Source organism: Halomonas faecis, assembly GCF_010993975.1.
Taxonomy (GTDB): domain Bacteria; phylum Pseudomonadota; class Gammaproteobacteria; order Pseudomonadales; family Halomonadaceae; genus Halomonas; species Halomonas faecis.
This window is the reverse complement of sequence record NZ_JAACZO010000011.1, coordinates 178,598-203,099: the sequence shown is the minus strand read 5'-3', so window position 1 is coordinate 203,099 and position 24,502 is coordinate 178,598. Positions and strand designations below refer to the sequence as shown.

The following is a 24,502-nucleotide window of genomic DNA, read 5'->3' as shown; positions in this document are numbered from 1 at the left end:
GGATGATCTCCTCAGGGTGAAAACGTCACCAGGCGATCGCAGCGTTGGCCCAGGTCGATCAACTGGCCAAGGCCGGTCAGCTCGAAGGGAGGCTCGAGGCTGTGCCCCACCTTGCCATGCCGCACCGCCTCGCGCTCGTCGAGCAAACCGCGGCGCAAGGCAGAGGCAATGCATACCAGAAGCGCCGTGGCGTGCTGAGCATGCAGATCGCACCAAGCGTCCGGCAGATGCGGCTCGTCCTGGGGGGGGGCTGCCAGGCGTGCGGCATTGTAGACGCCATCGTGGTAGAAGAAGACGCTGTCGAGGGTATGGCCGCGTGCTACCACGGCCTGGGCGAAACGCAGCGCGGAGTGCGAAGCCTGGTGGCTGTAGGGGGCTCCCTGGACGAGCAGTGCGTAGCGCATGGATGTCCGCTGCCTCAAATGCAAGGGCCCCGCCTTGGCGGGGCCCGTCTACCGATACGTTCAGGCCGTGTCAGTCGCTGCTCATGATGCCGAGCAGCGAAAGCAGGCTGACGAACAGGTTGTAGATGGAGACGTAGAGCGTGATGGTGGCCAGGATATAGTTGGTTTCTCCGGCACGGTGCACGATCTCGCTGGTCTGGTAGAGAATCGCCGCCGAGGCGAAGAGCACGAAGCCGGCGGAAACCATCAGCATCAACGAGGGAATCTGGAAGATCAGCCCGGCCACCATGGCCAGGATCAGCACGATGGCACCGGCCATCAGGAAGTTGGCTAGAAAACCGAAGTCCTTCTTGGTCACCAAGGCCACCGCGGAGAGGCCCACGAAGGTCGCGCCCGTCATGGCCAGGGCGTTCATGATCAGCGCCGCGCCATTCGGCATGGCGAGATAGGCACTGAGGATCGGCCCCAGTGTGAAGCCCATGAAACCGGTGAAAGCGAAGGTCGACAGCAGCCCCATGGCGGAGTTGGCAGTCTTGTGTACCAGGAACATCAGACCGTAGGCACCGATGAAGAACACCAGGATGTTCATCCGTTCGATACCCATGGCCATGGCGGCGCCAGCGGTCGCTGCAGAGAACAGCAGCGTCATGGCCAGCAGGCCGTAGGTGTTGCGGAGCACTTTGTTGGTGCTGACCGCCTGAGACGTCCGCTGCGTTACATGAGTCTCTTGATAGGCCATTGGTGCAGAGCTCCCTATGATTGATCTGGGTTGACCTTGGAATTGACCTAGAATGCCCACTCCGGGTTCCCCACGCAAGGTGTCGTTCGACCTCACTTCAACGCTACTTTTCCCTTCTCACCCGCGTGCAAGGTCTCCCATGCCACGCGGGCGGCAGTCACGCAGACATCGTCACCAGCTTCCTCCAGATCCGCCAGGTCCAGCCATACCAGTTCACTGGCATCGTCGGCAGCGGCCTCTTCACCACCACGCCACAGCAGACGAATCACGACGATCACGTAATGCGAGAGCAACTCCCCTTCCGCGTCGTGGCTGAGCACGTCGATGGCGGTCAATACCTCGCGAGGCTCGGCCTCTACGCCGGTTTCCTCGCGGAGTTCGCGCGCCGCTGCGGCTCGCAGGGTTTCTCCCGGTTCGACCTTGCCGCCCGGCAACGCCAGCCGACCGGCATTGGGCGGGTTGCGACGGCGAACCATCAGAATTCGGGAATCACGGACCACCACAGCGGATACCGAAGCGATCGGGCGAACCCCATGGGCATGGTTCACGTTAGTGTTCATTGCATTATTCTACCATGCTTGGGCAACGCTACACGGTCACCTACGAAAACACCCCGCAGGTTGCTTGCCAACGGCAAGAACGTGCGGGGTGCTTGGCAATTCGAGTGAGTGGCGGAGGGACTGGGATTCGAACCCAGGGAAGGCTCTCACCTTCGCCGGTTTTCAAGACCGGTGCATTCAACCGCTCTGCCATCCCTCCGGCTCACGGCGATGCATCTTATCAGCTTTTCCGCCAAGGTCAAGAGCAGTGTGCGATCAAGGCCTTACCACGGTCAGTAGAGCCGCAAGCCAACGCGCGTGACCTTGTTGCCCTCCATCTGGCTCACTACCCAATGAATGCCGTGCCAGTCGACGTCGTCGCCGACCACGGGATGCCCCCCCACGCGCAGCGAGACGAATTCACCCAGTGTCATGTCGGTTTCGCCAGGGCTCAACGTCAGACCGTAGGCACTGGCGATGTCGCCCATCCGCGCATCGCCGTCGAAGGTGAAGGTACCGAAGAAGGCACGTTCCTGCTTGAGCTTGGTATCGCCACTGAACAGACGATTGAGCGCTGGCAGGTCGTCGGCGCGACCGATCACGCAGATCACATCGCCCAGCTTGAGGCGGGTGCTGCCCTTGGGGTGCAGCATGGCGTGCTCGCGAAACAGCGCCGAGATCACTGCACCGGAAGGAAAGCGCAACAGACGAATGGGTACGTCATCCAGGTCGCTGTTGTCGACCTGGTAGACGAACATTTCGTAATCGTTCTCCGGGAGGATGCCCAGCGGACCGCGGTGATTTGGCGTCACCCCCTTGGGGATTTCCACTTTCATCCAGCGCGCCATCAGCGGCAGGCTGCCGCCCTGGATGAGCAAAGAAAGCAGTACCACGGCAAAGGCGACGTTGAAATAGAGCGAAGCGTTGTCCACCCCCCCGATCACCGGGAAGATGGCCAGCACGATGGGAACGGCACCACGCAGCCCGACCCAGGCAATGAAAAAGAGCTCCCGCCAGCGAAACTTGAAGAACGGCTTGACGCTGACGAGTACCGCCACAGGGCGTGCCACGAGAATCAGCGCCATGGCGACCAAGGTGGCAGGTAGTGCGTAATTGAGAAGCTCGGAGGGTGACACCAGTAGCCCGAGAATCAGAAAGAGGCCGATCTGGCTGAGCCAGGCAAGGCCGTCATGCACGGGAAGGATGAAGTTGAGATGACGGCCCGGCTGGTTGCCGATCATCAGTCCTGTCAGATAGATGGCCAGAAAGCCGCTGCCTCCCAGGAATCCCGTCAACCCGAACACCGCGAAACCAAGCGCCAGGGCCAGCAGCGAGTAGAGACCCGGCGCCAGGTCCAGCCAACGAATCAACCGTGCGCTGAGCCATCCCCCGCCCAGCCCGATGACCATTGCCAGACCGAATTGGCTGACCAGGAACATCAGCGTCTCGGGCACGCCGCCCAGGTCGCCGACCAGCAGTTCGACCAGCAACAGCGTGAGGAAGATGGCCATCGGGTCGTTGGTTCCCGACTCGATTTCCAGGGTGGCACTGACCCGCTCGTTGAGATGCACGCCGCGACCACTGAGCATGGAGAATACCGCTGCGGCATCCGTGGAACCGACGATGGCACCGACCAGCAGCCCCTGCACGATCGTCAGGTCGAAGACCCACATGGCAATCACGCCGACCAGCGCGCTGGTCACGAAGACGCCCAGCGTGGCCAGCGAGAGTGCCGGTCTGAAGCCAACCCGGAAGGTCTTGAGGCGCGTGCGCAAGCCGCCGTCGAGCAGGATCATGGCCAGCGCGAGGTGACCGATCAAGAACGCCAGCGAGTAATCGTCGAACTGGATGCCCAGCACGCCTTCCTCGCCCGCCAGCATGCCCAGGGCGAGGAAGATCAGCAGCAGAGGTAGCCCTACCATGCTGGAAAGACGACTGGCGACGACGCTCAGCGCGATCAGAAAACCGCTGAGCAGAAAAAGCGTGTTGATGGTCTCCATAGGCTCCTCTCAGCCGGGGGAGCCATTATGCCATGCTCGCGGGCTTCGCGTTGGTGGGCCGGCTGGCTTCGCCAAGGGGGCGAGGATAAACTGGCGCCTCACCACTGGCTGGAGCACTGCCCCACCCATGATCAAGGCTCGTACTTCCTTCGCTTTCGCTTCCTGGCTCGTTGCGGCCCTGATTTTCCTGGCCTTGCCACCGACCCTCGCCGCGCCGGCTGACGGCGAGAACGCCATGCCGCAGCCACAGGATTCAGCAGCGATTTTGCCACCGCCGCATGTCGGCATGCCCGATGAGCCTGCGGCAGCCGGCACGCCACTGATCGAGGCACCAGCCATCGTTGAAGTTCCCCCCGTCGTCGAGGGACCCTCGTTTCTGGATGCCCCCGTTACCGATGCCGTGTCGCCCGATACGCTCATTCCGGAAGTGCCCTCGGTGGCGTTCGAGCCGGCTGAACCCATTGCGCCACCGCCGGTGACACCGCTCACCATCACCCTCGACTGGTATCTCAACCCGCAGCACGCCGCCCTGCTGGTGGCTCGCGAGAAAGGGTTCTTCAAGCGCCAGGGGCTGGAGGTGACACTGATCAACCCTGCCGATCCTAACGTGCCCGCCAAGTTGTTGGCCGCCGGGCGTACCGACCTGGCACTCGGACGTCAGCCCCTGCTACATCTACTGGTCGATCAGGGGATGCCGTTGGTGCGCGTGGCCACGCTGATCGACTCCCCCGTCACGGGCATCGTACTGCGACAAGCGCTATTCGAGACGGAAGCCGAAGGTGAAAACGAAAGCCAGGATTCGCCACGGGCTCTGCCGCAGCTACACCTCGGTTATACCGTGCAAGACAGCGCCACCCTGCTGAATTCCCCGCTCGCGACGACCAATGGCCTCCCGGATGGCATGGAGCTCGAGGATGTGAGCTACGCGGTAATGGATGCCATGCGCGAGGGCAGCCTGGATGGCGTGGTAGTCCACCAGCGTCACCTGGTGCCGCGTCAACTTGCCGATGAGGGCATTCCTACGCGCATGCTGCGCCTCGAAGAGCATGGATTGCTGGGCCATGATGGCTTGATCCTGATGGCCAATCGCGACCGTTTGAGCAGCAAGCGCGAAGCCATTCGAGAGCTCGTAACCGCACTCGAAAAAGCCACGCTTTGGATCGTCAATCACCGCGAGGAAGCCTGGGAGCTAATGACGGAAGCCGAGCCGGCCCTGGATGACCCCGTCATGCATGAAGCGTGGAAGGATGTCTTTCCACGTCTCGCTCAGCGACCTGCCGCCGTGGACCAAGGGCGGTATGCTCGATTCGAGGAAATGTTGTTGGAAGCGGGATTGATCGACAGCGCGAGCCCCGTGGAGCGCCTAGCCGTCGATCTGGGCGCTCCCGCTCCTTGATTCACGCCTCGAGGGAGCCGAGGAAATCGTTGACGGCAGTCTGGAATGCCTCGGGCTGCTCGGCATGCAGCCAGTGCCCGGCATTTTCCAAGGCCACCAGCTGCGCTTGCGGCAACACCTGGTGAAGCCTTGGCAGCATGGCGTCGGTCACATAGGGCGAGCGGTCGCCGCGCAGCACCAAGACCGGGCCGTCATAGCTGCCCTCTCCTGCCGGCGCCTGCATGATGGCGTCGTAGTCACCTTCGATTTCATCGAGCCCGATTCGCAGCCGCAATATGCCATCGTCATCGCGCTCCAGGTTGGTGGCGAGAAACAGCCGAACGGCGCGTTCTTCCACGTGCTCTGCCAACAGCGCATCGGCTTCGCGGCGATTGCCGGGCTGCCCCTGCTCGACGCGTCGCAGGCCGGCGAATACCGCGTCATGGTCGTGTCCGTACGCTTGTGGAGCGATATCGGCGATGATCAATGAGGCAACCCGCTGGGGGTGGAGCCGCGCCACGCTGATCGCGACCTTGCCGCCCATGGAGTGCCCCAGCAAATGGGCACGCTCGATACCCAGCCGATCGAGGAGCGCCTCCAGATCAGCGGCCATGGCGGCATAGCTCATGCCATCGGCATGGGGCGAGCGACCGTGGTTGCGCAGATCGACGGCGACGACGCGGCACCGTTGCTGCCACTGCTTGACGTGGGAGCGCCAATTGTCGGCGCTACCCAGCAGCCCGTGTATCACGACGAGGGGAATGCCCTCCCCGCCCGTGTCCACATGGTTGAGATCGACGGTCATCGGACCTCCCGTATCGGTGGCATGTCAGGCTCGCTGTGGCGCCAGATCCTGCTGCCCGGTGAGTGCCACCAGACGGCGACTCAGCCAGGCAAGCAGAACCCCGTACAGCGGCAGGAAGAAAAGCAGGCTGATGGTCAGCTTGATCGCGTAGTCGACCCAGGCAATCTCGATCCAGTTGGCAGCCATGAAGGGATCCGGGCTGTTATGGAATGCCACGGAAAAGAACGCCGCCGTATCGGCCAGGTTGCCGAAGAGGGTCGAGACGGCTGGCGCGCCCCACCAGGCGCGCAGCCTGCGCAGCCGATCGAACACCTGGACATCGAGCAGTTGCCCCAGCACGTAGGCCATGAAACTGGCCACGGCGATGCGGGCGACGAACAGGTTGAGTTCGGCGAGTGCTTCGAGTCCGGCGAAGCTGCCGCGCGGAAAGATCACCGAAACCAAGTAGGAAATCACCAGCGCCGGCAGCATGACGCGGAAGATGATGGCGCGCGCCGGCTCCTTGCCGACCAGCCGTACGGTGAGGTCCGTCGCCAGGAAGATGAAGGGGAAACTGAAGGCCCCCCAGGTGGTATGAAAACCGAAGAGAGTGAAAGGTATCTGTACCAGATAGTTGCTGGCGGTGATCACCAAGATGTGGAAGCTCACCAGCAGGACGAGGCAACGGCGATACTGGGCAGGGGAAAGCGCGAACATCGATGGATCCTTTTTCAGGCGCCCGGCGGCGCAGGAGGGGTGAGGGAACCCTCGTGAATGGAAGTGGCGTAGTATACGCAGGCGTCGCCGCCAGGCCAAGGCAGCGAACGACGCGACGCCGCCCGGAGGCGGCGTCGCAATGGCTAGTGCCTTGTTATGATTCAGAGCTGTCGGGCATCATGGGAAGCACCCACCGAGCGCTCTTTCATGGCCTCGTGGACGTCCTCCAGGCTGGCCGGATCGTCGATGGTCGATGGCACGCCGTACTCCTTGCCGTCGGCGATATTGCGCAGCAACTTGCGCAGGATCTTGCCGGAACGGGTTTTCGGCAAGCGGTTGACGACCAATACCTGCTTGAAACAGGCAACGGGGCCGATTTGCCGCCGGACCCGATCGATCAGTTCCTCTTCCAAGGCGACTTCGTCGCCCTCGAACCCGTCCTTGGGTATCACCAGGCCCACGGGTACCTGGCCCTTGAGTGCATCGTGAATGCCGATGACGGCACACTCGGCAACCGCGGGATGGGCGCCGACCACCTCTTCCATCTCGCCGGTAGAGAGGCGATGCCCAGCGACATTGATCACGTCATCGGTGCGCCCCATGATGAAGAGATAGCCGTCTTCGTCGAAATAACCCCCGTCACCGGTGAGGTAGTAACCGGGGAACGCCGCCATGTAGGCACTGTGGAAGCGTTGCGCATCGCCCCAGATGCCGGTCAGGCAGCCCGGCGGCAAAGGCTGCTTGATGACCACGCTGCCCTGCTCCATCGACTTGGCGCGTTCTCCTTCCCGGTCGAGGATTCGCACGTCGAAGCCCGGTACTGGCACGGTGGCACTGCCGGCCTTGGTGGGCATGGGTTCGAGCCCCTGGAGGTTGGCCGCGATCGGCCAACCGGTCTCGGTTTGCCACCAGTGGTCGATGACCGGCACGTCGAGCAGATCGTCCAGCCAATGGAAGGTCGGCGGGTCGAGGCGCTCCCCCGCCAGGAACAGTGCCTTGAGGCAGGAGATGTCGTACTGATCGAGCAGCTTGCCGTCTGGGTCCTCCTTCTTGATGGCACGAAAAGCCGTGGGGGCCGTGAAGAAGCTCTTGACGCGGTATTCGCTGATCAGACGCCAGAAGGCACCGGCATCGGGCGTCTTCACCGGCTTGCCTTCGTACACCACCGTCGTGCAACCGCGCAGCAGCGGCGCGTAGACGATATAGGAGTGGCCAACGACCCAGCCCACGTCCGAGGCGGAGAAGAACACGTCGCCCGGCGCCACGTCGTAGACCGTCTCCATGGAGTAGTGCAGGGCCACCGCGTAGCCTCCGGTATCGCGGACCACGCCCTTGGGCTTGCCGGTGGTACCCGAGGTATAGAGCACGTACAGCGGATCACTGCCCTTGACGGGTACGCAGTCGGCCGGCTCGGCCTTGGCCACCAACGCCGACCAGTCATGGTCGCGGGGGCCCAGCGTCGCTGGTTGACGTTCGCGCTGCAGAATCATGCAGGCATCGGGTTGGTGCTCGCTCTGGACAACGGCTTCGTCGAGTATCGGCTTGTAGGGAATCACGCGATCGATCTCGATGCCACAGGAAGCCGCCATCACGACCTTGGGCTTGGCGTCGTCGATGCGCACGGCCAGCTCGTGGGGCGCGAAGCCGCCGAACACCACCGAGTGCACCGCCCCCAGCCGAGCGCAGGCGTACATGGCCATCAGTGCCTCGGGCACCATGGGCATGTAGATGACGACCCTGTCGCCTTTTTCGACACCCAGATCGCGCAAGGCTCCCGCCACACGAGCGACCTCGTCGCGCATCTCGCGGTAGCTCAGCGTGCGCTTGCTGCCGGTAACCGGCGAGTCCCAGAACACGGCTGGCTGGTCGCCGCGGCCGTCAGCCACGTGGTGATCGAGAGCGGCATGACAGATGTTCAGCTCGCCATCGACGAACCAGCGGGCATGATCTTGCTCGTCGTATTCGAGAATGGTCGAAGGCGGCGTGAACCAAGGAATGCGGCGAGCCTGTTCTGCCCAAAAGGCATCGGGCTGTTCGATGGAGCGCTGGAATTCGGTCTTGTAGGTGGTCATGTGATTGCTGTCCGACGTCCGAGTTGCCACGGTAATTGTTGACACTTTAGAGGTTTTCTAGTGAATTTCCTTCATACCATCGGCTAACGATGCTGGATCGATAGTCGTGGGCGTCCATATTGTCGACAAAATGGCTACTGCATGGCGACGACCGCAGAAGTTGCGTTGACTCGGCGTTTGACAGAAGTTCAGCCACTATCAAAGATGACTAAATGAGCAATGCCACGAAGACCGATATTGGCTGTGAGTCGCTCCGCACCTTTCGTGCGGCCGCTCGACCAGGCTCCCGAGGCCCCTGACGACGACCCAATACGACGCGCCCGGCGAGCCAATACGGGGAGACCGAGATGAGCACCTTACAGAGTGCCGCCGCACGCCTGCTCTCGGCAGGCGATGAGGCCATAGACGAAGCGACGGCCCTGCTCAAGGCCGTCGCCAACGACAATCGACTGAGGATTCTCTGCCTGCTCGATGACACCGAACTGTCCGTCACCGAGCTCAACCGCCGTCTTGCGCTGAGCCAGTCCGCACTTTCGCAACACCTGGCCATCTTGCGACGAGAAGAACTGGTGACGACGCGGCGCGCCTCCCAGACCATCTTCTACTCGCTTCACGGCGAACAGGCCCGCGCACTGGTCGAGACGCTGGCTCGCTTGCAGCGTCTGTGAACGTATTGGCTCAGCGCTTTTCCCAGCGGCCGGCATCGAGACGTTCGAGCAACCGGTCGACGCTGCGCTCTACGCCGAAGGAGACGGCCATGCCGAGGCGCTCGCCCATGGAGCGTCGTGGTTCCAGACGAACGCTGATGACCCGTGCCTCATCCATGCGCGAGACGAGGTAGGACTCGCTGGTACCCAGCGAGTCGACCAAGCCACGCGACAGGGCATCCCGGCCGTACCAGATCTCGCCGGTGGCCACGGCCTCGATGTCCAGAGTCGGTCGCCGCTCGGCAACATGCGACTTGAAAAGGCGGTGGGTATTGTCGAGGTCGGACTGAAACTTGTCGCGTCCTTCCGGCGTGTTCTCGCCGAATACGGTCAGGGTGCGCTTGTACTCGCCGGCGGTGAGCAGTTCCACGTCGACGTCATGGCGCTTGAGCAAGCGATGGAGATTGGGCAGTTGGGCCACGACGCCGATCGAGCCGACCACGGCGAAGGGGGCAGCCTGCAAGCGGTCGGCGGCACAGGCCATCAGATAGCCGCCACTGGCCGCGACCTTGTCGACGCACACGGTGGTCGTCAGGCCGGCCTCGCGCAGTCGATCCATCTGCGCGGCTGCCAGGCCATAGGCATGAACCAGTCCGCCGGCGGACTCCAACCGCAGCACCACTTCATCGCCATCTTCGGCACTTGCCAGAACCGCCGATATCTCTTCCGCCAGGCGGCCGGTGCCACTGGCCCGGATGTCGCCATGAAAGTCGAGCACCCAGACGGTCTGGTTCTTCGTCGGCGATGCCTGCCGTTCGCGACGCCCACGTGCCTTGTCATCACGTCGGAAGGCCTTGAGCATGCGCTTGCGCGCGCCGGGCTCGCTGGCGGCCAGTGCCAGACGCCGACGACGATATTCGTAGCGGTCATTGAGCGCTTCGAGACGCAAGCGCAAACGGCTGCCATCATCGTTTCGTAAACGAGCGATCAGCGCCAGTGCCAGGCCGATCACCAGTGCCAGAATCGCCAGTCGGGCCACGAACAGCCCTAGCTCGGTCACCCACTCCTCCACCCTGAAATCTCCGCTGCCCGATTGATGCTAATATCCTGCCCCTGGGTAGGAATCGGTACAATGCCCTTGATTAAAACAATCGTTCGAAATACGCTCATGGCCCAGGTTCGGGCATTGCCTGCCGCCCCCATGACACCAGCTCCCCAACGACACCGCAGGAGGATTCTCCATGTCCAGTACCACGCTCCAGAAACTGCAGCAACGTTTCGACCCCCAAGCCGCCAAGGGCATGGACGACGTCTTCCAATTCCACTTCGACGATGCCGGTAGCCACTACCTGATCGTCAAGGATGGCACGCTGGGCGTTCACGAAGGGGAGCACGATGACCCCACGGTAACCCTGAGCATGAGCAGCGAGACCCTAAAGGGCGTCATGAACGGCGACATCAATGGCATGAGCGCCTTCATGACGGGCAAGCTAAAGGCTACCGGAAACGTCATGCTGGCCACCAAGCTCACCAGCCTGTTTCCCTCCCACTGATCGTCACGCCGGCAATGCTCTCTAACGGCCGGCCGTTGCCACGTCGGCCAGGTGCGTCTCGATCAGCGCACGGGAAATCGAATACAGAGGGGGCAGCCTAGGGAGTTCGCCCGCCCGGAACCAGGCGGCATCGACGATCTCGACGCCGTCGATGTTCAGCGTCTCGCTCGCTGCCTCAGCGAAGAAGCCCAGCATCAACGAGTGCGGGAACGGCCACGCCTGGCTGCGATAATAGCGCACTCTCCCGACCGTCAGACCCACTTCTTCGTATATTTCGCGCCGTACGGCATCCTCGGCCGACTCACCGGGCTCGATGAAGCCGGCCAGAGTCGAGTAGCGTCCAGGCGGGAAGCGTGGGCTACGAGCCAGCAACAGCGCTTCGCCGTGGGTCACCAAGGTGATGATGCACGGCGAGATGCGCGGATAGTTGCGGTGGCCACAGCCCTTGCAGACCATGGCGAACTCCGTATCGAGTCGCGTGGCGGGTGCGCCGCAGCGTCCGCAGAAGCGGTGGTTGCGGAGCCAGGCAGCCACTTGCAGGGCGGTGGAAAGCAACGGAAACCAGTATTCGGGAAGCGCGGACAGCCAGTGACGGCCGTCCGGCCAGTCAGCATCCGGCCTCTCATCCATGGCCAGAGCAACGGCCTCGTCATTCCAGTAGCCCAGCGGTTGCCAGGCATCGCGCCATGGCTGCGAAGGTTGCAACGGGGTGCCGTCAGCTGCCGGTGCGATCCGCCCTTCGGCGATGCGCACCACCCTTCCCGCTGTCGCACCGATGGGCAGCTCACGGCGCAGCATCACTCGTTCCCCGAAAGACTGACCGACGGTTCGTCGTGGCCATCCCACAGACAGTGGCCTGCCGCGTGGCGGATTCGCTCGAGCTTGGCGCGATGCGATTCCAGCTCGGAATCGCTCGGCACGGCGACGCGCAGGCTGCCGGGGGCGAGCGACAGTCGGCGAATGGCCAGCCCCCCCGCCACCGCCTCGTTGCTGCTGGCCTCGTCGGCATCCAACGTCAAGGCGGTCTGCCCGCCGGTCATGGCCAGGTAGACATCGGCGAGAATTTCCGCATCGAGCAACGCGCCATGCAGTACCCGGTGGCCGTTGTCGATGTCATAACGCTTGCACAGCGCATCCAGGTTGTTGCGCTGGCCAGGATGACGGTCACGTGCCAGCTTCAGGGTGTCGAGAATGCGGCAATGCTCGGCCACCGGCCCGAGCCGAGCGCCTCCGTGCTCGGCCAGCCGCTGAAATTCGTGATCGATGAAACCGACGTCGAAGGCGGCATTGTGGATCACCAACTCAGCGCCCTGGATGAAGCTCCAGAAGTCATCGGCTATCTCGGCGAAGCGTGGCTCTGCGGCGACCCGCTCGTTGGTGATGCCATGAATCTCGATCGCCTCGGCCTCGATCTCGCGTTCGGGATTGATGAACTGATGGTAATTATTGCCGGTAAGACGACGGTTCATCAGTTCCACGGCACCGATCTCGATGAGCCGATGTCCTTCACGTGGATCGATGCCGGTCGTTTCGGTATCCAGAACGATCTGTCGCATGAAACTCACTCGTGGTTGGCGGGGACGGCGGTTGCCGCCCGTGCATCGATAGCGGCGTTGGCCAGGGCGTCGGCGCGCTCGTTACCGGGGTGGCCACTATGTCCTTTCACCCATTGCCATTGGATGTGGTGGCGATGGGTCTCTTCCAGCAACTCCCGCCACAGCTCGGCATTCTTGACCGGCTGGCGGTTGGCCGTTTTCCAGCCGCGCTTCTGCCAGCCGTAGATCCATTCGGTGATGCCGCGGCGCAGATACTCGGAATCGGTCCACAGCGCGACGTCGCAAGGACGCTTCAGAGCGCGCAACGCCATGATGGCCGCCATCAATTCCATGCGGTTGTTGGTTGTCCGCATCTCGAAGCCGTTCAGGGTCTTCTCGTGATGACCGCTCCGGAGAACGGCCCCCCAGCCGCCCGGTCCCGGGTTGCCACGACAGGCGCCATCGGTGTAGACGACGACCCGGGGCAGCGAACCTTCTTGGTGAACATCAGACAACGTCACGAGCCCTTTCACTTTGGCGGCCGACGCGAGAAGCATGTCCCAGCGCATTGCCACCGAGCGCGCCGCCGAGGCTCAACTGAGGGCGCTGGACATGGACCAGCCGGCTCCGGCGTCGTGCGCGGATGATGTAACTGTCGCCCAATGGCAGGTTATGCCGTCTGCCGAGGGTTTCCAGCGTCGCGTTGCTCGGCAGGCTGCCGGGCAGATGAAAGCCGCAGTAGTCTACCCGCTCGATCTGGAAGTCGACAAACGCCAGCCAGTCACGCAACCCGGCAGGCGTACGCCATCGTCCGCGCCACGGCAACCTCTGGCGGCGACCGGGCCACAGGCGCCCCAGTCCTGCCGTGCCCAGCGGTGCCCAGCCGAAGATGATCAGGCGCCCATCATCCGCCGTGACCCGTGCCGCTTCCTGAAGCAAGTGATGGGGATTGGGTACCACCTCGAGCAGATGGTGGATGACCACCAGATGCAGGCATTCGTCGGGTAGCGCCAGGGCATCGGGAGGACACACCAAGGTCGATGCAGACTCGGCGAGTTCGGCCGTGGGCGCCCAACGCAAGCCATGGCGTATCGGACACATATCGGTGAGAGTCGGTGCCATGCTCAGTTCCAGGCGATGGCCGCCATGCAGGCGCTCGCAGATCGGGCCAAGGCAAGCTCTCTCGGTGCGCCAGTGCGCAGTGCCGTCGGCACTTGCCCAGTAGCGTCGCCCTTCCCTGAAGAGTCGTGCGAGGGTGATCGCGTCCTGCGCGTTTGACATCGTCGAGCGTCGCCTCCAGGATTGTGGGTTTTGCAAGCCACGGGCACACCGCGCTCACACAGCGTGCAGGCCAGCGAGCCAGGCCGGCGCCATTGTGCTCATTCGGTTGACGACGCGACGAGGACATCCTGCCCATGCTGAGCGTGACACCGATTCCCGCTTTTGGCGATAACTATATCTGGCTTCTACGCCAGGATACGAGCCCCGACGTCTGCGTCGTGGATCCTGGCGATGCCGACCCCGTCATACAGGTGCTGGAGCGTGAGGGGTTGAAACTGACCAGAGTGCTGATCACCCACCACCATCACGATCATACCGGCGGTCTGGAAGAGCTCATACAGCGCTATTCACCCCACGTCATAGGGCCTCACAATCCCCACATCAAGGGCATCGACGAGGCCGTGGGCGACGGGGATACCTGCCGCGTCATGGGGCGCCGCTTCGACGTTCTGGCGGTTCCCGGGCATACTCTCGACCATATCGCCTTCTTCACGCCAGGCATACCACCACTGCTGTTCAGTGGCGATGCGTTGTTCTCGGCCGGCTGCGGCCGACTGTTCGAAGGAACGCCCGAACAGATGCACCAGTCGCTGCAACGCCTGGCCGAACTGCCCGACGACACGCTGGTCTTTGCCGGCCACGAATACACCCAGGCCAACCTGCGCTTTGCCAGCGCCGCCGACCCCCACAATCCCGATGTGGCATCGGTACTGGTCGAGACCGAGCGCGCTCGCGAACTGGGCCGCCCCACCCTGCCCAGCCATCTGGGTCGAGAACGACGCATCAACCCCTTCTTGCGCTGCGCGGACCCCGAAGTGCGCGCCGCCGCCGCTGCACATGGGGATACCGACACGGATCTAGCCACCTTTACCACCCTGCGCGCCTGGAAAGATCGCTTCTGATCGACGACACGGCATGTTGCGAACGCAGCAACCAGAAGGAGAACGCATGATCCATCGAACGGCGCGACGACAGGCAATCGGTCTGGTCAGTAGCTTCGCTCTGACAGGCGCCTTGGCGCTGGCCACCACCACCAGTCAGGCAACCACCATATCGCCCCATTCCGGAACGCCCAGGATTCACTCTTTCTGGGACGCATTGCAGCTCGAGCCGCAGGCTGCAGACGCCTGGGAGCAATTGCGTGGACTGATGCAGTGGGATCACCATACCGATGATCCCCGCGTTCAGCGCTGGATCGAGCACTACCGCGCCAGCCCTCACAATGTGCGCGAGATCACCGAACGCGCCCGCCCCTGGCTGGCATGGATCAATGCTCAACTCCAGCAGCGAGATTTACCCGGCGAGATCGCCCTGGTGCCTTTCATCGAAAGCTCTTTCGATCCGCAGGCTCGCAGCCACCGGGGAGCAGCGGGCATGTGGCAATTCATGCCGGGCACTGCCGACGCACTAGGACTCCTGCGTCAGCAAGGGTATGACGGACGACTGGACGTGGCCGCCTCGACGCGTGCAGCGCTGGATTACATCGAGCTTCAGGCGGAACAGTGGTACAACGGTGACATCGAATTGTCGTTGGCCGCCTACAATGCCGGCGCCGGCACCGTCAATCGGGCACGCAATGCCGCCTTGGGTCGTGGCGAGCGGGGAGATTACTGGAACCTCGACCTCCCCGGCGAAACCATGCAATACCTTCCCAAGCTGCATGCTCTCGCAGCCATCATCGCCGCCCCGGAGGCGCACAACATCGAACTGCCGGCCATCGATGTCTCTCCGGCCATTGCCGAGGTGCCAGTGGAGCAGACCATCGATCTTGCCCGGCTGGCCGACATGGCAGGTCTCCCTCAGTCCGAGCTGACGGCACTCAATCCGGGGCTCACCGGCGGCCGGGTGCATCCGGGTACCGCCGACGTCGTACTGGTTCCCCGCGAGCATGAATCAATGATTCAGGCCCGCCTGAGCGACTCCGCCCCTCAGCCGACTGAAGGTGACGTCACCGAGTACGTGGTGCAACGAGGCGATACCCTTTCACGCATTGCCAGGCACCACGGCGTCAGCGTCGACGAACTGCGTCGCCAGAATGGCTTGCAGGGCGACATCATCCAGGTCGGCCAGAATCTCGATATGCCGGGGCAGAGCCTCGCATATCGCTGACGTTCGGTAAAAACGCTCATGGCAGTTTACAAGGTGCAGCGCGCCTGACACCTTATGACGGTCGCCTTCCCAGGAAGCACAGGATTCCGTCAAGGATGTCAGCCAGTTCTATCATCACCCGTGGCCTACAAAAACGCCTTCTGAGCTTGGCGGCTCTGCTGGTCGCCACCGTTACTATCGCGGATGAGCCGGTAGCCACCCAGCATGGCCTGGCACTCTATGATGACCCCGCATTGCCCGCTGACTTCACGCACTTCCCCTACGTCAATCCTCAGGCGCCCAAGGGCGGCAGCCTGACACGAGCTGCCGTCGGGTCCAGCTTCGACTCGACCAATCCCTTCATCATACGGGGCACCCCGGCGGCCGGCGTCAGTGCGATCTACGACACTCTGCTCGAGAACAACCTCGACGAACCGTTCAGCGTTTACGGACTGCTTGCCGAGGGCGTCCGGCTCGATCCCAAGCGTCACTGGATCGAGTTCGATCTGCGCCCGGAGGCCCGCTTTCATGACGGGGAACCGGTCACCGCAGAGGATGTGGTCTACAGCTTCGACCTGCTGATCGAAGAGGGCAATCCCTTCTACCGCAGCTACTACGCCGAGGTGTCGGCGGTCGAAGCGCTGGATGACCACACCGTGCGCTTCAGCTTCAGCTCCAACGAATCGCGCGAGCTTCCGCTGATCGTCGGCCAGCTACCGATCCTGCCCCAGCACTATTGGGCCAAGCGCGACTTCAGTGCTCCGACTCTGGAAAAACACCCGGGCTCCGGCCCTTACCGCATCGCCGAGGTGGATCCGGGGCGGCGCATCGTCTACGAGCGCGACCCCGACTACTGGGGCCGCGACCTGCCGGTCAACCGCGGACGCCACAACATCGACCGCCTGGTACACGACTACTATCGCGATCGCGACATCGCCTGGGAGGCCTTCAAGGCAGGCATCATCGACTATCGCACCGATGCCCGGGCCGCCACCTGGGCCATCGGCTACGACTTTCCCGCCTACCACAACGGCCTGGTCAAGCGCCTCACGGTCCCCGACGGTGCACCGGCGACGATGCAGGGTTTCGTTTTCAACCTGCGCCGTGACAAGTTCCAGGACCGCCGCGTACGCGAGGCGCTCTCGCTGGCCTTCGACTTTCCCTGGCTCAACGCCAATCTCTTCTACGACAGTTATCGTCGCACGCGAAGCTATTTCCAGAACTCCGAAATGGCCGCCGATGGCCTGCCGGGCGAGGCTCAACTGGAACTGCTGGAGCCGCACCGCGACGAGCTGCCGTCAGAGGTCTTCACGAAGCCGCTCCCCATCGACCATCCCGAAGATCTTCGCCAGCGCCTGCGTCGCGCCTACGACCTGCTGCTCGAAGCGGGCTATGTCGTCGAGGAGGGGCGCCTTATCGATGCGGAGACGGAGCAGCCCCTGACCCTCGAAGTTCTGCTTCACGACACCGGCATGGAGCGCGTGGTGCAGCCGATGCTGCGCAACATGTCGCGTCTGGGCATCGCGGGCAGCATTCGCATCGTCGACATCAACCAGTACCTCAACCGACTGCGCCGCTTCGACTTCGACATGGTGGTAAGCCAGTTTCCGCAGTCCAACAACCCAGGCAACGAACAGCGCGAATACTGGACCAGCGACTATGCCGAGGCTCCGCAGAGCCGTAACCTCATGGGGTTGAGCCACCCCGCCGTCGACGACCTGGTAGGCCAGTTGATCCGTGCCGACAGCCGCTCGGAACTCAATGCGGCGACCCGCGCCCTGGATCGAGTGCTGCGCTGGCAGTTCGTGACCATCCCCCACTACCATTCTGGCGAGACCCGCCTCGGACTCTGGGACAAATTCGGCTATCCCGAGCCGTTTCCCGAGTATGGTTTCGACCTGTCCGCCTGGTGGGTCGACACCCAACGCGAAGCCGTAATCGACCAGCGTCTGCATGGTCGCTGACTCCAGCACGAGGATCCGCCCGTGAGCCGCTACGTTCTTCGCCGACTGCTGCTGATGATTCCCACCCTGGTGGGCATCATGTTGCTCAATTTCATCATCGTTCAGGCCGCCCCCGGTGGGCCCATCGACCAGATGCTGGCCCGCTTCGAAGGCGCCGACAGCATGGCCAGCACCCGGCTAGACACCGGCGGTGGCGAGGTGGTGGTGCGTGACGAGTCGCGCGGTGCCCGCGGTATCGATCCGCGCTTCATCGAACAGCTCGAGCAGCAGTTCGGCTTCGACAAACCGGCTCATGAGCGCTTCCTGGGGATGTTGGCCGACTACGCCACCTTCGATTTCGGCAACAGTTTCTTTCGCGACCGCCCCGTGGTCGCACTGATGATCGAGCGGCTGCCGGTGTCCATCTCGCTCGGTCTGTGGACCACGCTGCTCGTCTACCTGATCTCCATCCCACTGGGCATTCGCAAGGCGCTGCACCATGGCTCGCGCTTCGATGTCTGGACCTCGGGGCTAGTCATCGTCGGCTACGCCATTCCCGGCTTCCTCTTCGCCATCCTGCTGATCGTACTCTTCGCCGGTGGCAGCTACTGGGATCTCTTTCCGCTACGCGGCCTGACATCGCCAGACTTCGACCAGCTCAGCGCCTGGGGCAAGGTCAAGGATTATCTCTGGCACATCACCCTACCGGTTATCGCCATGACCATCGGCAGCTTCGCCACCTTGACGATGCTGACCAAGAACAGCTTCCTCGACGAGATTCACAAGCAGTACGTGCTCACCGCTCGGTCCAAGGGGGCCAGCGATCAGCGTATCCTCTACGGCCACGTGTTCCGCAACGCCATGCTGATCATCATCGCCGGCCTGCCCGGCGCGCTGGTGACCATCTTCTTCACCGGGTCGCTGTTGATCGAGGTAATCTTCTCGCTGGAGGGGCTGGGTCTGCTCGGTTTCGAGGCCGTCATGCAGCGCGACTATCCGGTGATCTTCGGCACGCTCTACCTCTACACCTTGATCGGGCTGCTCCTCAAACTCGTCTCCGACCTCACCTACGTGTGGGTCGATCCGCGCATCGACTTCGACACCCGGGAGTCCTGAGCCATGGACCTTGCTGTCACCTCGCGTCTGTCGCCCATTACCCGGCGCCGTCTGGCAGTATTTCGCGGCAACCGGCGCGCCTGGGTTTCGCTGTGGGTCTTCCTGGCGCTCTTTGCAGTGAGTCTTGCCGCCGAGCTGATCGCCAACGACAAGCCGCTCGTGATGCGCTACGACGGCCAGTGGTACGTCCCACTGCTCGTGGACTACCCCGAGACCGAGTTCGGCGGTTTCCTGCCGACCGGCACCGACTACCACGACCCTTTCATTGGCGAGCAGCTGGCGGAGAACGGCTGGGCGCTGTGGCCGCCGATTCCCTTCTCCTACCAGACGCTCGACATGCAGATGATGCACCCGTCTCCGGCCCCACCGGATGGACGCCACTGGCTCGGCACTGACGACCAGGGGCGCGATGTCCTGGCGCGGGTGATCTACGGCTTTCGACTTTCGGTCGCCTTCGCCCTGGTACTGACCGCCGGTTCACTGATGCTGGGCGTGCTCATCGGTGGCATCCAGGGCTACTTCGGCGGCAAGACCGACCTCATCGGCCAGCGCCTCACCGAGATCTGGTCGGGGCTGCCGGTGCTCTTCCTGCTGATCATCCTGGCGAGTTTCGTGCAGCCGGGCTTCTGGTGGCTGCTTGGCATCATGCTGCTCTTCTCCTGGCTGGGCCTGGTCGACGTGGTGCGCGCCGAATTCCTGCGCGCACGCAACCTCGAGTACGTGCGCGCCGCCAAGGCGATGGGCCTGCCGCCACGTCTGATCATGTGGCGTCACGTGCTGCCCAACGCCATGGTCGCGACCCTCACCTTCGTGCCCTTCCTGTTCACCGGGGCTATCACCACCCTCACCGCCCTGGACTTCCTCGGCTTCGGCCTACCCCCAGGCTCGCCCTCGTTGGGCGAGCTGGTGGCCCAGGGCAAGAACAACCTTCACGCCCCCTGGCTGGGCATCACTGCCTTCGTCAGCCTGTCGCTGATGCTCTCGCTGCTGGTGTTCATCGGCGAGGGGCTGCGTGACGCCTTCGACCCACGCCATGTGCAGCACGGCGCCGCCACACCGCCGAGGAGACAGACCGATGCCTGACGCCAGCCCGCTGCTGCGCTTCGATTCGCTCTCCGTCGCCTTCGACGGCGTGACCGTGGTCGACAACCTGTCGCTCGCTGTCCGGCGTGGAGAAACCCTGGCCCTGGTCGGCGAGTCCGGCTCCGGGAAGTCGGTCTCCGCGCTCGGCGCCATGAGCTTGCTGCCACCCAACGCCCGGGTCGAGGGGGGGCGTTTCCTGGGTGACACCGATCTTGCCCGGCTTCGGCCACGCGAGTGGCAAGGGCTACGTGGCGGGCGCGTCGGCTTCATCTTCCAGGAGCCGATGACCTCGCTCAATCCACTCCACACGGTGGCCAAGCAGATCGCCGAGACGCTGCGGCTGCACCAGGGGCTCTCTGGACGCGATGCCCGCGAACGCAGCCGCGAGCTGCTCGGCCAGGTCAAGCTGCCGCGGCCCGACGAGCTGCTCGACGCTTGGCCGCACCAGCTCTCCGGCGGGCAACGCCAACGCGTCATGATCGCCATGGCCATCGCCAACGATCCGGAGTTGCTGATCGCCGACGAGCCGACGACGGCGCTCGATGTCACCGTGCAACAGGACATTCTCGCTCTTCTCGCCGAACTGCGTGACCGCCACGGCATGGGCATGCTGTTCATCACCCATGACCTCAACTTGGTACGCCGCCACGCCGACCGGGTCTGCGTGCTCTACAACGGCCGCGCGCAGGAGACGGGGCGAGTCGCCGACGTCTTCCAGACACCGCAGAGCAGCTACACTCGTACCCTGCTGGACGCCGAGCCCCGCGGTCGTCCGGCGCCGGTGCCGGCGGGCTCGCCACTGCTCCAGACGCGAGGCCTGGCGGTAAGCTATGCACGGCCACGACGCCTGCTGGCCAAGCGCCCTCCTGCCTTCGAGGCGCTGTGCCCGCTCGACCTCTCGGTGGCCCCGGGGGAAACGTTGGGGATCGTCGGCGAATCCGGCTCCGGCAAGACCACCCTCGCCCATGCTCTGCTGCGCCTGACCGAAAGCCGAGGAGAGATCGATTTTTCCGGCGAGCGGATCGATCGACTGAGTGGTGCCGCTCTACGTCGCCGACGGCGGCGTTTCCAAGTCGTCTTTCAGGATCCTTACGGCTCACTGTCGCCCCGATTACCCGTTTCGGAGATCGTGAGCGAGGGGCTGAAGTTTCATTATCCCGAGCTGGATACCGCCGAGGTCGAGCGACGTGTCGTCGATACACTGCGCGTAGTCGGCCTGCCCGAGGATTGCGCGGCGCGCTATCCTCACGAATTCTCCGGTGGGCAGCGCCAGCGGATTGCCGTGGCGCGTGCCATCATCCTGGAGCCCGAACTGTTGGTCCTCGACGAGCCCACCTCCGCGCTTGACCGTACCGTGCAGAAACAGCTCGTCGAGCTGCTCCGCGAGTTGCAGAGACTGCGGGGCATCAGCTACCTCTTCATCAGTCACGATCTGGCGGTAGTGCGGGCCATGGCACACCGCGTGATGGTCTTGAAGGATGGTGAGGTCGTGGAACAGGGCGATTGTCGGGCAGTACTGGAAGAGCCTCGTACCGATTACACGCGCCGACTGGTCACTGCCGCTGGCCTATCCTTCCAGAATTCCCGGTTCAGTGGAACTGATTGACGGTAAAGTGTCAGATTGGTTTGTGTTGAATTACAGACTATAAGATAACGGTATAACTATTTGGCGATCGCCAACGATGCTACTCGGCATTGGTCTATACTGCGTCTGACTCTCCCTGACCAGCGAGCCCCATGCGCTTACCGACCATCCAGCTCTTGTTAGGGCTTCTGCTCGGCTTTGGCATGGCACCGTCCCTCCTGGCTGCTTCGCCACTGGACCTGACCGGATGGGAATACCGCTGGGACGACTCTGCCTGGCGGACCATCGCTTTCCCTCCAACCCACCCAGGCGCTATATCACGCCAAACACCACGGCCGCGACCGCAGCATCACCTGGTCCTGGACGTGAACCTCAGAAGGCCGCGACCTCAGCCTCGGTAAGCTCCCGCCAGCCCCCCTCGGGTAAGTCGCCCAGGGTGAGCGGTCCCACCGTCTCACGGTGCAACGCTGCGACATGGTTGCCGATGGCGGCGAACATGCGACGAACCTGATGATAGCGTCCTTCGTGAATCGTCAGGCGCACGTCTTGCGGGCCCAGGGACTTCAGCTCGGCCGGCCGGGTCGGGGTCGTCTCGCCATCGAGAAGAATCCCTTCGCGAAAGGCTGCGACCGCATTGGCGAGAGCCTCGCCCGCCAGGGGCCGCCCCAGATTGGCTCGATAGGTCTTGGGGCAGCCCCGCCGAGGTGACGTGACACGATGCGCCCATTGACCGTCGTCGCTGAGCAGCACTAGCCCCGTCGTATCGACATCGAGCCTTCCCACCGGGTGGAGTCGCTCCGCCTTGGGCAGGTCGATGAGATCCACGGCACGCGCATAGAGTCCGCGTCGCGCGCTGCACTCCACGCCGGCCGGCTTGTGCAACATGACGTAACGCAATCCCACCAACATCAGGCGCTCGCCGCGCCAGGCCACCCGCGCGTCATCGGCCACCTGCGACGCCGCCTGCTTCACGACATCGCCGTCGAGGGTCACTTCGCCCTGGGCGAGTGCCTTCTTGGCCTGGCTACGCGACAACGGCGTGGTTTCGGCCAGAAAACGATCGAGACGCATCAGAAGCCGACGCCATCGGCAACGCTGAAGTGATCGGCATCGCGCCAGGCGGGAAACTTCTCACGGAAGGCCTCGAGTTCGTCCCGCAACAGTCGGCCGGTCTTGACGAAGCGCTGGTCGCGGGGTTCGTCGATCAGGGCTTCGCCCTTGAAGTCGACGAGCATGGAGTCTCCGGCATAGCCCAGCCCCTTGGCGTCTTCGCCGACGCGATTGACACCGATCACCGGGCAGAGGTTCTCGATGGCCCGTGCCTGAAGCAGGATACGCCAGGGATGGCGCCGCGGCGCCGGCCAGTTGGCCACGCACAACAGCGCATCGTACTCGAAGTGTTCGTCGGGGCCCGGCTGCTGACGCAGCCACACTGGAAACCGCAGGTCGTAACAGACACTCAACAGGATACGAAAGCCCTTCAGAGTGACGATGACGCGCTCGTGCCCCATGGCATAGCGCTCGTGCTCGCCGGCCATGCGGAACAGGTGGCGCTTGTCGTAGTGAACGAGACTGCCATCGGGGCGCGCCCAGATCAGACGATTGTAGTAGTTGCCCTCTTCCACCACGGCGACACTGCCGGTCACCACGCAGCCGCGTTGCCGAGCCTGGTCGCGAAGCCAAGCCACCGTGCGGCTTTCTGCCATGGGTTCGGCCATTTCTCGGGAGTTCATGGTGAACCCCGTAGCGAACATCTCCGGCAGCACGATCAGGTCGGTATCGTCGTTTCCGAGCGCTCCCAGGGTGTCCTCGAGCATACGACAGTTGGCTTCGGGGTCTTCCCAGCGCAGGTCGCACTGCACCAGGGTGGTTCTCAGTTCACTCATCTCGGGATCCTATCGCGGGTGGCCAACGTCATCAGCGTAACGCAGGCAGCCGGACACGTCAGCCGGCATCAAAGGCTCGGCCCGGGCATGGCGAGAAAACCAATAGGTTGCTAAGTTGAACGTTTTGCCAGGAGCACGGCATGACCCGCCAACCCACGATGGACCGTGAAATCTCACGAGGGATCGCCTTCGGGCTCGCCGCCTACGTCAGTTGGGGCTGTTTTCCTCTTTTCTTTGCACTCTTCCAGGGTGTGCCGGCCTTCGAGATTCTCACCCACCGCGTCATCTGGTCATGCGTGTTCCTGGCCGGGCTGATCACGCTGATGCGCCGCTGGCAACCGATTCGCCAAGCGCTGTCCGAACCGCGAAGACTGGGTCGCGTACTCGGCTGTGCCTTGCTGATCGCCACCAACTGGGGGCTTTACATCTATGCCGTGGAGAGCCACCGAGTGTTCCAGGCAAGCCTCGGTTATTTCCTCACCCCCCTGGTCAACGTGGCTCTGGGCATGCTGGTACTGCGTGAACGCATGGCCATGCTGCAGGGCATCGCCGTGGCGATCGCCGGTGTGGCCATTGCCATCCAACTGATGACGCTGGGCGAGCTTCCCTGGATCAGCCTGGTGCTTGCTTTCTCATTCGGCACCTACGGACTGTTGCGCAAGCAGGTGCCGCTGGATGGCCTGTCGGGGCTGTTCGTCGAAACGCTGCTGCTTCTGCCGTTCGGGCTGATGACGTTGAGTTGGCTGAGCGCGGTGGACGAGTCGCACTTCCACGACACGCCGCGCACCACGGCACTATTGATCGCCAGCGGCATCATCACGGCCCTGCCGCTACTCGCCTTCGCTGGCGCGGCGCGACGACTGAAACTGGCAACGCTGGGCTTTTTGATGTACCTAAACCCTTCCATCCAGTTCTTCCTAGCCCTGCTGGTCTTCCAAGAGCCTCTGGCGCCGTCTCAACTGGCCACCTTCCTATTGATCTGGACGGGGCTCGCCCTCTATTCCTGGTCGGCCTGGCACGACAGGTCACGCTCGGAGATCTCGTCACGACGAGGAGCGACATCTTCAACGAAACCCCGTCGCCATCGCCAGGCCGACCCATGAGGGACGCCTGCCACGACGCTAATAAGCCGCTCTCACTGCCGATCGCACAGGA

Annotated in this window: 24 protein-coding genes and 1 tRNA gene; 10 read left to right on the top strand and 15 right to left on the bottom strand. The window is 63.2% G+C overall.

Going from position 1 to position 24,502, the window contains the following annotated elements; translation table 11 throughout:
• Positions 1-11 precede the first annotated feature (11 nt).
• The 5 genes from tusD to GFD32_RS06390 all read right to left on the bottom strand — a co-directional run bounded on the left by tusD (position 12) and on the right by GFD32_RS06390 (position 3,682).
• Complete coding sequence (gene tusD / locus GFD32_RS06410) at positions 12-404, bottom strand: sulfurtransferase complex subunit TusD (RefSeq protein ID WP_163575727.1); 393 nt, start codon at positions 402-404, stop codon at positions 12-14.
• Between the two features lie 70 nt (positions 405-474).
• Positions 475-1,143: a Bax inhibitor-1/YccA family protein gene (locus GFD32_RS06405; RefSeq protein ID WP_163575726.1), complete on the bottom strand. Its 669-nt coding sequence runs from the start codon at positions 1,141-1,143 to the stop codon at positions 475-477.
• A 92-nt stretch (positions 1,144-1,235) separates the two neighbouring features.
• Positions 1,236-1,703 (bottom strand): NUDIX hydrolase, encoded by a 468-nt coding sequence (locus GFD32_RS06400; RefSeq protein WP_276208793.1) that lies wholly within the window; start codon positions 1,701-1,703, stop codon positions 1,236-1,238.
• A gap of 109 nt (positions 1,704-1,812) precedes the next feature.
• Positions 1,813-1,902, bottom strand: a tRNA-Ser gene (locus tag GFD32_RS06395).
• Positions 1,903-1,975: 73 nt separating this feature from the next.
• Positions 1,976-3,682 (bottom strand): potassium/proton antiporter, encoded by a 1,707-nt coding sequence (locus GFD32_RS06390; RefSeq protein WP_163575724.1) that lies wholly within the window; start codon positions 3,680-3,682, stop codon positions 1,976-1,978.
• 127 nt (positions 3,683-3,809) lie between these two features.
• Here GFD32_RS06390 and GFD32_RS06385 point away from each other — a divergent pair, with 127 nt between their 5' ends.
• Positions 3,810-5,078: an ABC transporter substrate-binding protein gene (locus GFD32_RS06385; protein WP_163575723.1), complete on the top strand. Its 1,269-nt coding sequence runs from the start codon at positions 3,810-3,812 to the stop codon at positions 5,076-5,078.
• A gap of 1 nt (position 5,079) precedes the next feature.
• On the opposite strand, the gene GFD32_RS06380 is transcribed toward GFD32_RS06385, so the two are convergent.
• From GFD32_RS06380 to GFD32_RS06370, 3 genes are all read right to left on the bottom strand, one after another.
• Positions 5,080-5,862 carry an alpha/beta fold hydrolase gene (locus GFD32_RS06380; RefSeq protein WP_163575722.1) on the bottom strand — a complete coding sequence of 261 codons (783 nt, stop codon included), beginning with the start codon at positions 5,860-5,862 and terminating at the stop codon, positions 5,080-5,082.
• Positions 5,863-5,886: 24 nt separating this feature from the next.
• Entirely contained in the window at positions 5,887-6,558 is a 672-nt protein-coding gene (locus GFD32_RS06375; RefSeq protein WP_163575721.1) for a 7-cyano-7-deazaguanine/7-aminomethyl-7-deazaguanine transporter, read from the bottom strand.
• Positions 6,559-6,719: 161 nt separating this feature from the next.
• Positions 6,720-8,660 carry a propionyl-CoA synthetase gene (locus GFD32_RS06370; protein WP_276208792.1) on the bottom strand — a complete coding sequence of 647 codons (1,941 nt, stop codon included), beginning with the start codon at positions 8,658-8,660 and terminating at the stop codon, positions 6,720-6,722.
• 317 nt (positions 8,661-8,977) lie between these two features.
• Here GFD32_RS06370 and GFD32_RS06365 point away from each other — a divergent pair, with 317 nt between their 5' ends.
• The gene (locus GFD32_RS06365) at positions 8,978-9,298 is read left to right on the top strand and encodes an ArsR/SmtB family transcription factor (RefSeq protein ID WP_163575719.1); all 321 of its coding nucleotides are present in this window, start codon (positions 8,978-8,980) and stop codon (positions 9,296-9,298) included.
• Between the two features lie 10 nt (positions 9,299-9,308).
• Here GFD32_RS06365 and sohB read toward each other — a convergent pair whose 3' ends face one another.
• The gene (gene sohB / locus GFD32_RS06360) at positions 9,309-10,349 is read right to left on the bottom strand and encodes a protease SohB (RefSeq protein ID WP_163575718.1); all 1,041 of its coding nucleotides are present in this window, start codon (positions 10,347-10,349) and stop codon (positions 9,309-9,311) included.
• A gap of 169 nt (positions 10,350-10,518) precedes the next feature.
• Between sohB and GFD32_RS06355 the strand changes: the two genes are divergently transcribed.
• Positions 10,519-10,830, top strand: a complete 312-nt coding sequence (locus GFD32_RS06355; RefSeq protein ID WP_163575717.1) for an SCP2 sterol-binding domain-containing protein — start codon at positions 10,519-10,521, stop codon at positions 10,828-10,830.
• A gap of 21 nt (positions 10,831-10,851) precedes the next feature.
• On the opposite strand, the gene nudC is transcribed toward GFD32_RS06355, so the two are convergent.
• From nudC to GFD32_RS06335, 4 genes are read right to left on the bottom strand one after another with little or no spacing between them, the layout of a single operon-like run.
• Positions 10,852-11,628 carry an NAD(+) diphosphatase gene (gene nudC, locus GFD32_RS06350; protein WP_163575716.1) on the bottom strand — a complete coding sequence of 259 codons (777 nt, stop codon included), beginning with the start codon at positions 11,626-11,628 and terminating at the stop codon, positions 10,852-10,854.
• Positions 11,628-12,386 carry a DNA polymerase III subunit epsilon gene (gene dnaQ, locus GFD32_RS06345; protein WP_163575715.1) on the bottom strand — a complete coding sequence of 253 codons (759 nt, stop codon included), beginning with the start codon at positions 12,384-12,386 and terminating at the stop codon, positions 11,628-11,630. The genes nudC and dnaQ overlap by 1 nt, the downstream gene beginning before the upstream one ends.
• 5 nt (positions 12,387-12,391) lie before the next feature.
• The gene (gene rnhA / locus GFD32_RS06340) at positions 12,392-12,880 is read right to left on the bottom strand and encodes a ribonuclease HI (protein WP_240455578.1); all 489 of its coding nucleotides are present in this window, start codon (positions 12,878-12,880) and stop codon (positions 12,392-12,394) included.
• Entirely contained in the window at positions 12,873-13,646 is a 774-nt protein-coding gene (locus tag GFD32_RS06335) for a class I SAM-dependent methyltransferase (RefSeq protein ID WP_163575713.1), read from the bottom strand. The genes rnhA and GFD32_RS06335 overlap by 8 nt, the downstream gene beginning before the upstream one ends.
• 134 nt (positions 13,647-13,780) lie before the next feature.
• On the opposite strand from GFD32_RS06335, the gene gloB reads away from it, so the two are divergent.
• From gloB to GFD32_RS06305, 6 genes are all read left to right on the top strand, one after another.
• Positions 13,781-14,548: a hydroxyacylglutathione hydrolase gene (gloB, locus tag GFD32_RS06330; RefSeq protein ID WP_163575712.1), complete on the top strand. Its 768-nt coding sequence runs from the start codon at positions 13,781-13,783 to the stop codon at positions 14,546-14,548.
• Between the two features lie 46 nt (positions 14,549-14,594).
• Entirely contained in the window at positions 14,595-15,755 is a 1,161-nt protein-coding gene (locus tag GFD32_RS06325) for a transglycosylase SLT domain-containing protein (protein WP_163575711.1), read from the top strand.
• Between the two features lie 95 nt (positions 15,756-15,850).
• Positions 15,851-17,698 carry an extracellular solute-binding protein gene (locus GFD32_RS06320; RefSeq protein WP_163575710.1) on the top strand — a complete coding sequence of 616 codons (1,848 nt, stop codon included), beginning with the start codon at positions 15,851-15,853 and terminating at the stop codon, positions 17,696-17,698.
• A 21-nt stretch (positions 17,699-17,719) separates the two neighbouring features.
• Positions 17,720-18,793, top strand: coding sequence for a microcin C ABC transporter permease YejB (locus GFD32_RS06315; protein ID WP_163575709.1), 1,074 nt, complete (start codon positions 17,720-17,722; stop codon positions 18,791-18,793).
• A gap of 3 nt (positions 18,794-18,796) precedes the next feature.
• Positions 18,797-19,876, top strand: a complete 1,080-nt coding sequence (locus GFD32_RS06310; RefSeq protein ID WP_163575708.1) for an ABC transporter permease — start codon at positions 18,797-18,799, stop codon at positions 19,874-19,876.
• Positions 19,869-21,482 (top strand): ABC transporter ATP-binding protein, encoded by a 1,614-nt coding sequence (locus tag GFD32_RS06305; RefSeq protein WP_163575707.1) that lies wholly within the window; start codon positions 19,869-19,871, stop codon positions 21,480-21,482. The genes GFD32_RS06310 and GFD32_RS06305 overlap by 8 nt, the downstream gene beginning before the upstream one ends.
• Before the next feature lie 351 nt (positions 21,483-21,833).
• Here the strand turns inward: GFD32_RS06305 and GFD32_RS06300 are convergent, their stop codons facing one another.
• A complete protein-coding gene (locus GFD32_RS06300; protein WP_163575706.1) occupies positions 21,834-22,532 on the bottom strand; it encodes a pseudouridine synthase in 699 nt (232 codons plus the stop codon).
• Entirely contained in the window at positions 22,532-23,347 is an 816-nt protein-coding gene (locus tag GFD32_RS06295; protein ID WP_163575705.1) for an amidohydrolase, read from the bottom strand. The genes GFD32_RS06300 and GFD32_RS06295 overlap by 1 nt, the downstream gene beginning before the upstream one ends.
• 140 nt (positions 23,348-23,487) lie before the next feature.
• Here GFD32_RS06295 and rarD point away from each other — a divergent pair, with 140 nt between their 5' ends.
• Positions 23,488-24,450, top strand: coding sequence for an EamA family transporter RarD (rarD, locus tag GFD32_RS06290; RefSeq protein WP_163575704.1), 963 nt, complete (start codon positions 23,488-23,490; stop codon positions 24,448-24,450).
• The last annotated feature ends 52 nt before the right edge of the window (positions 24,451-24,502 follow it).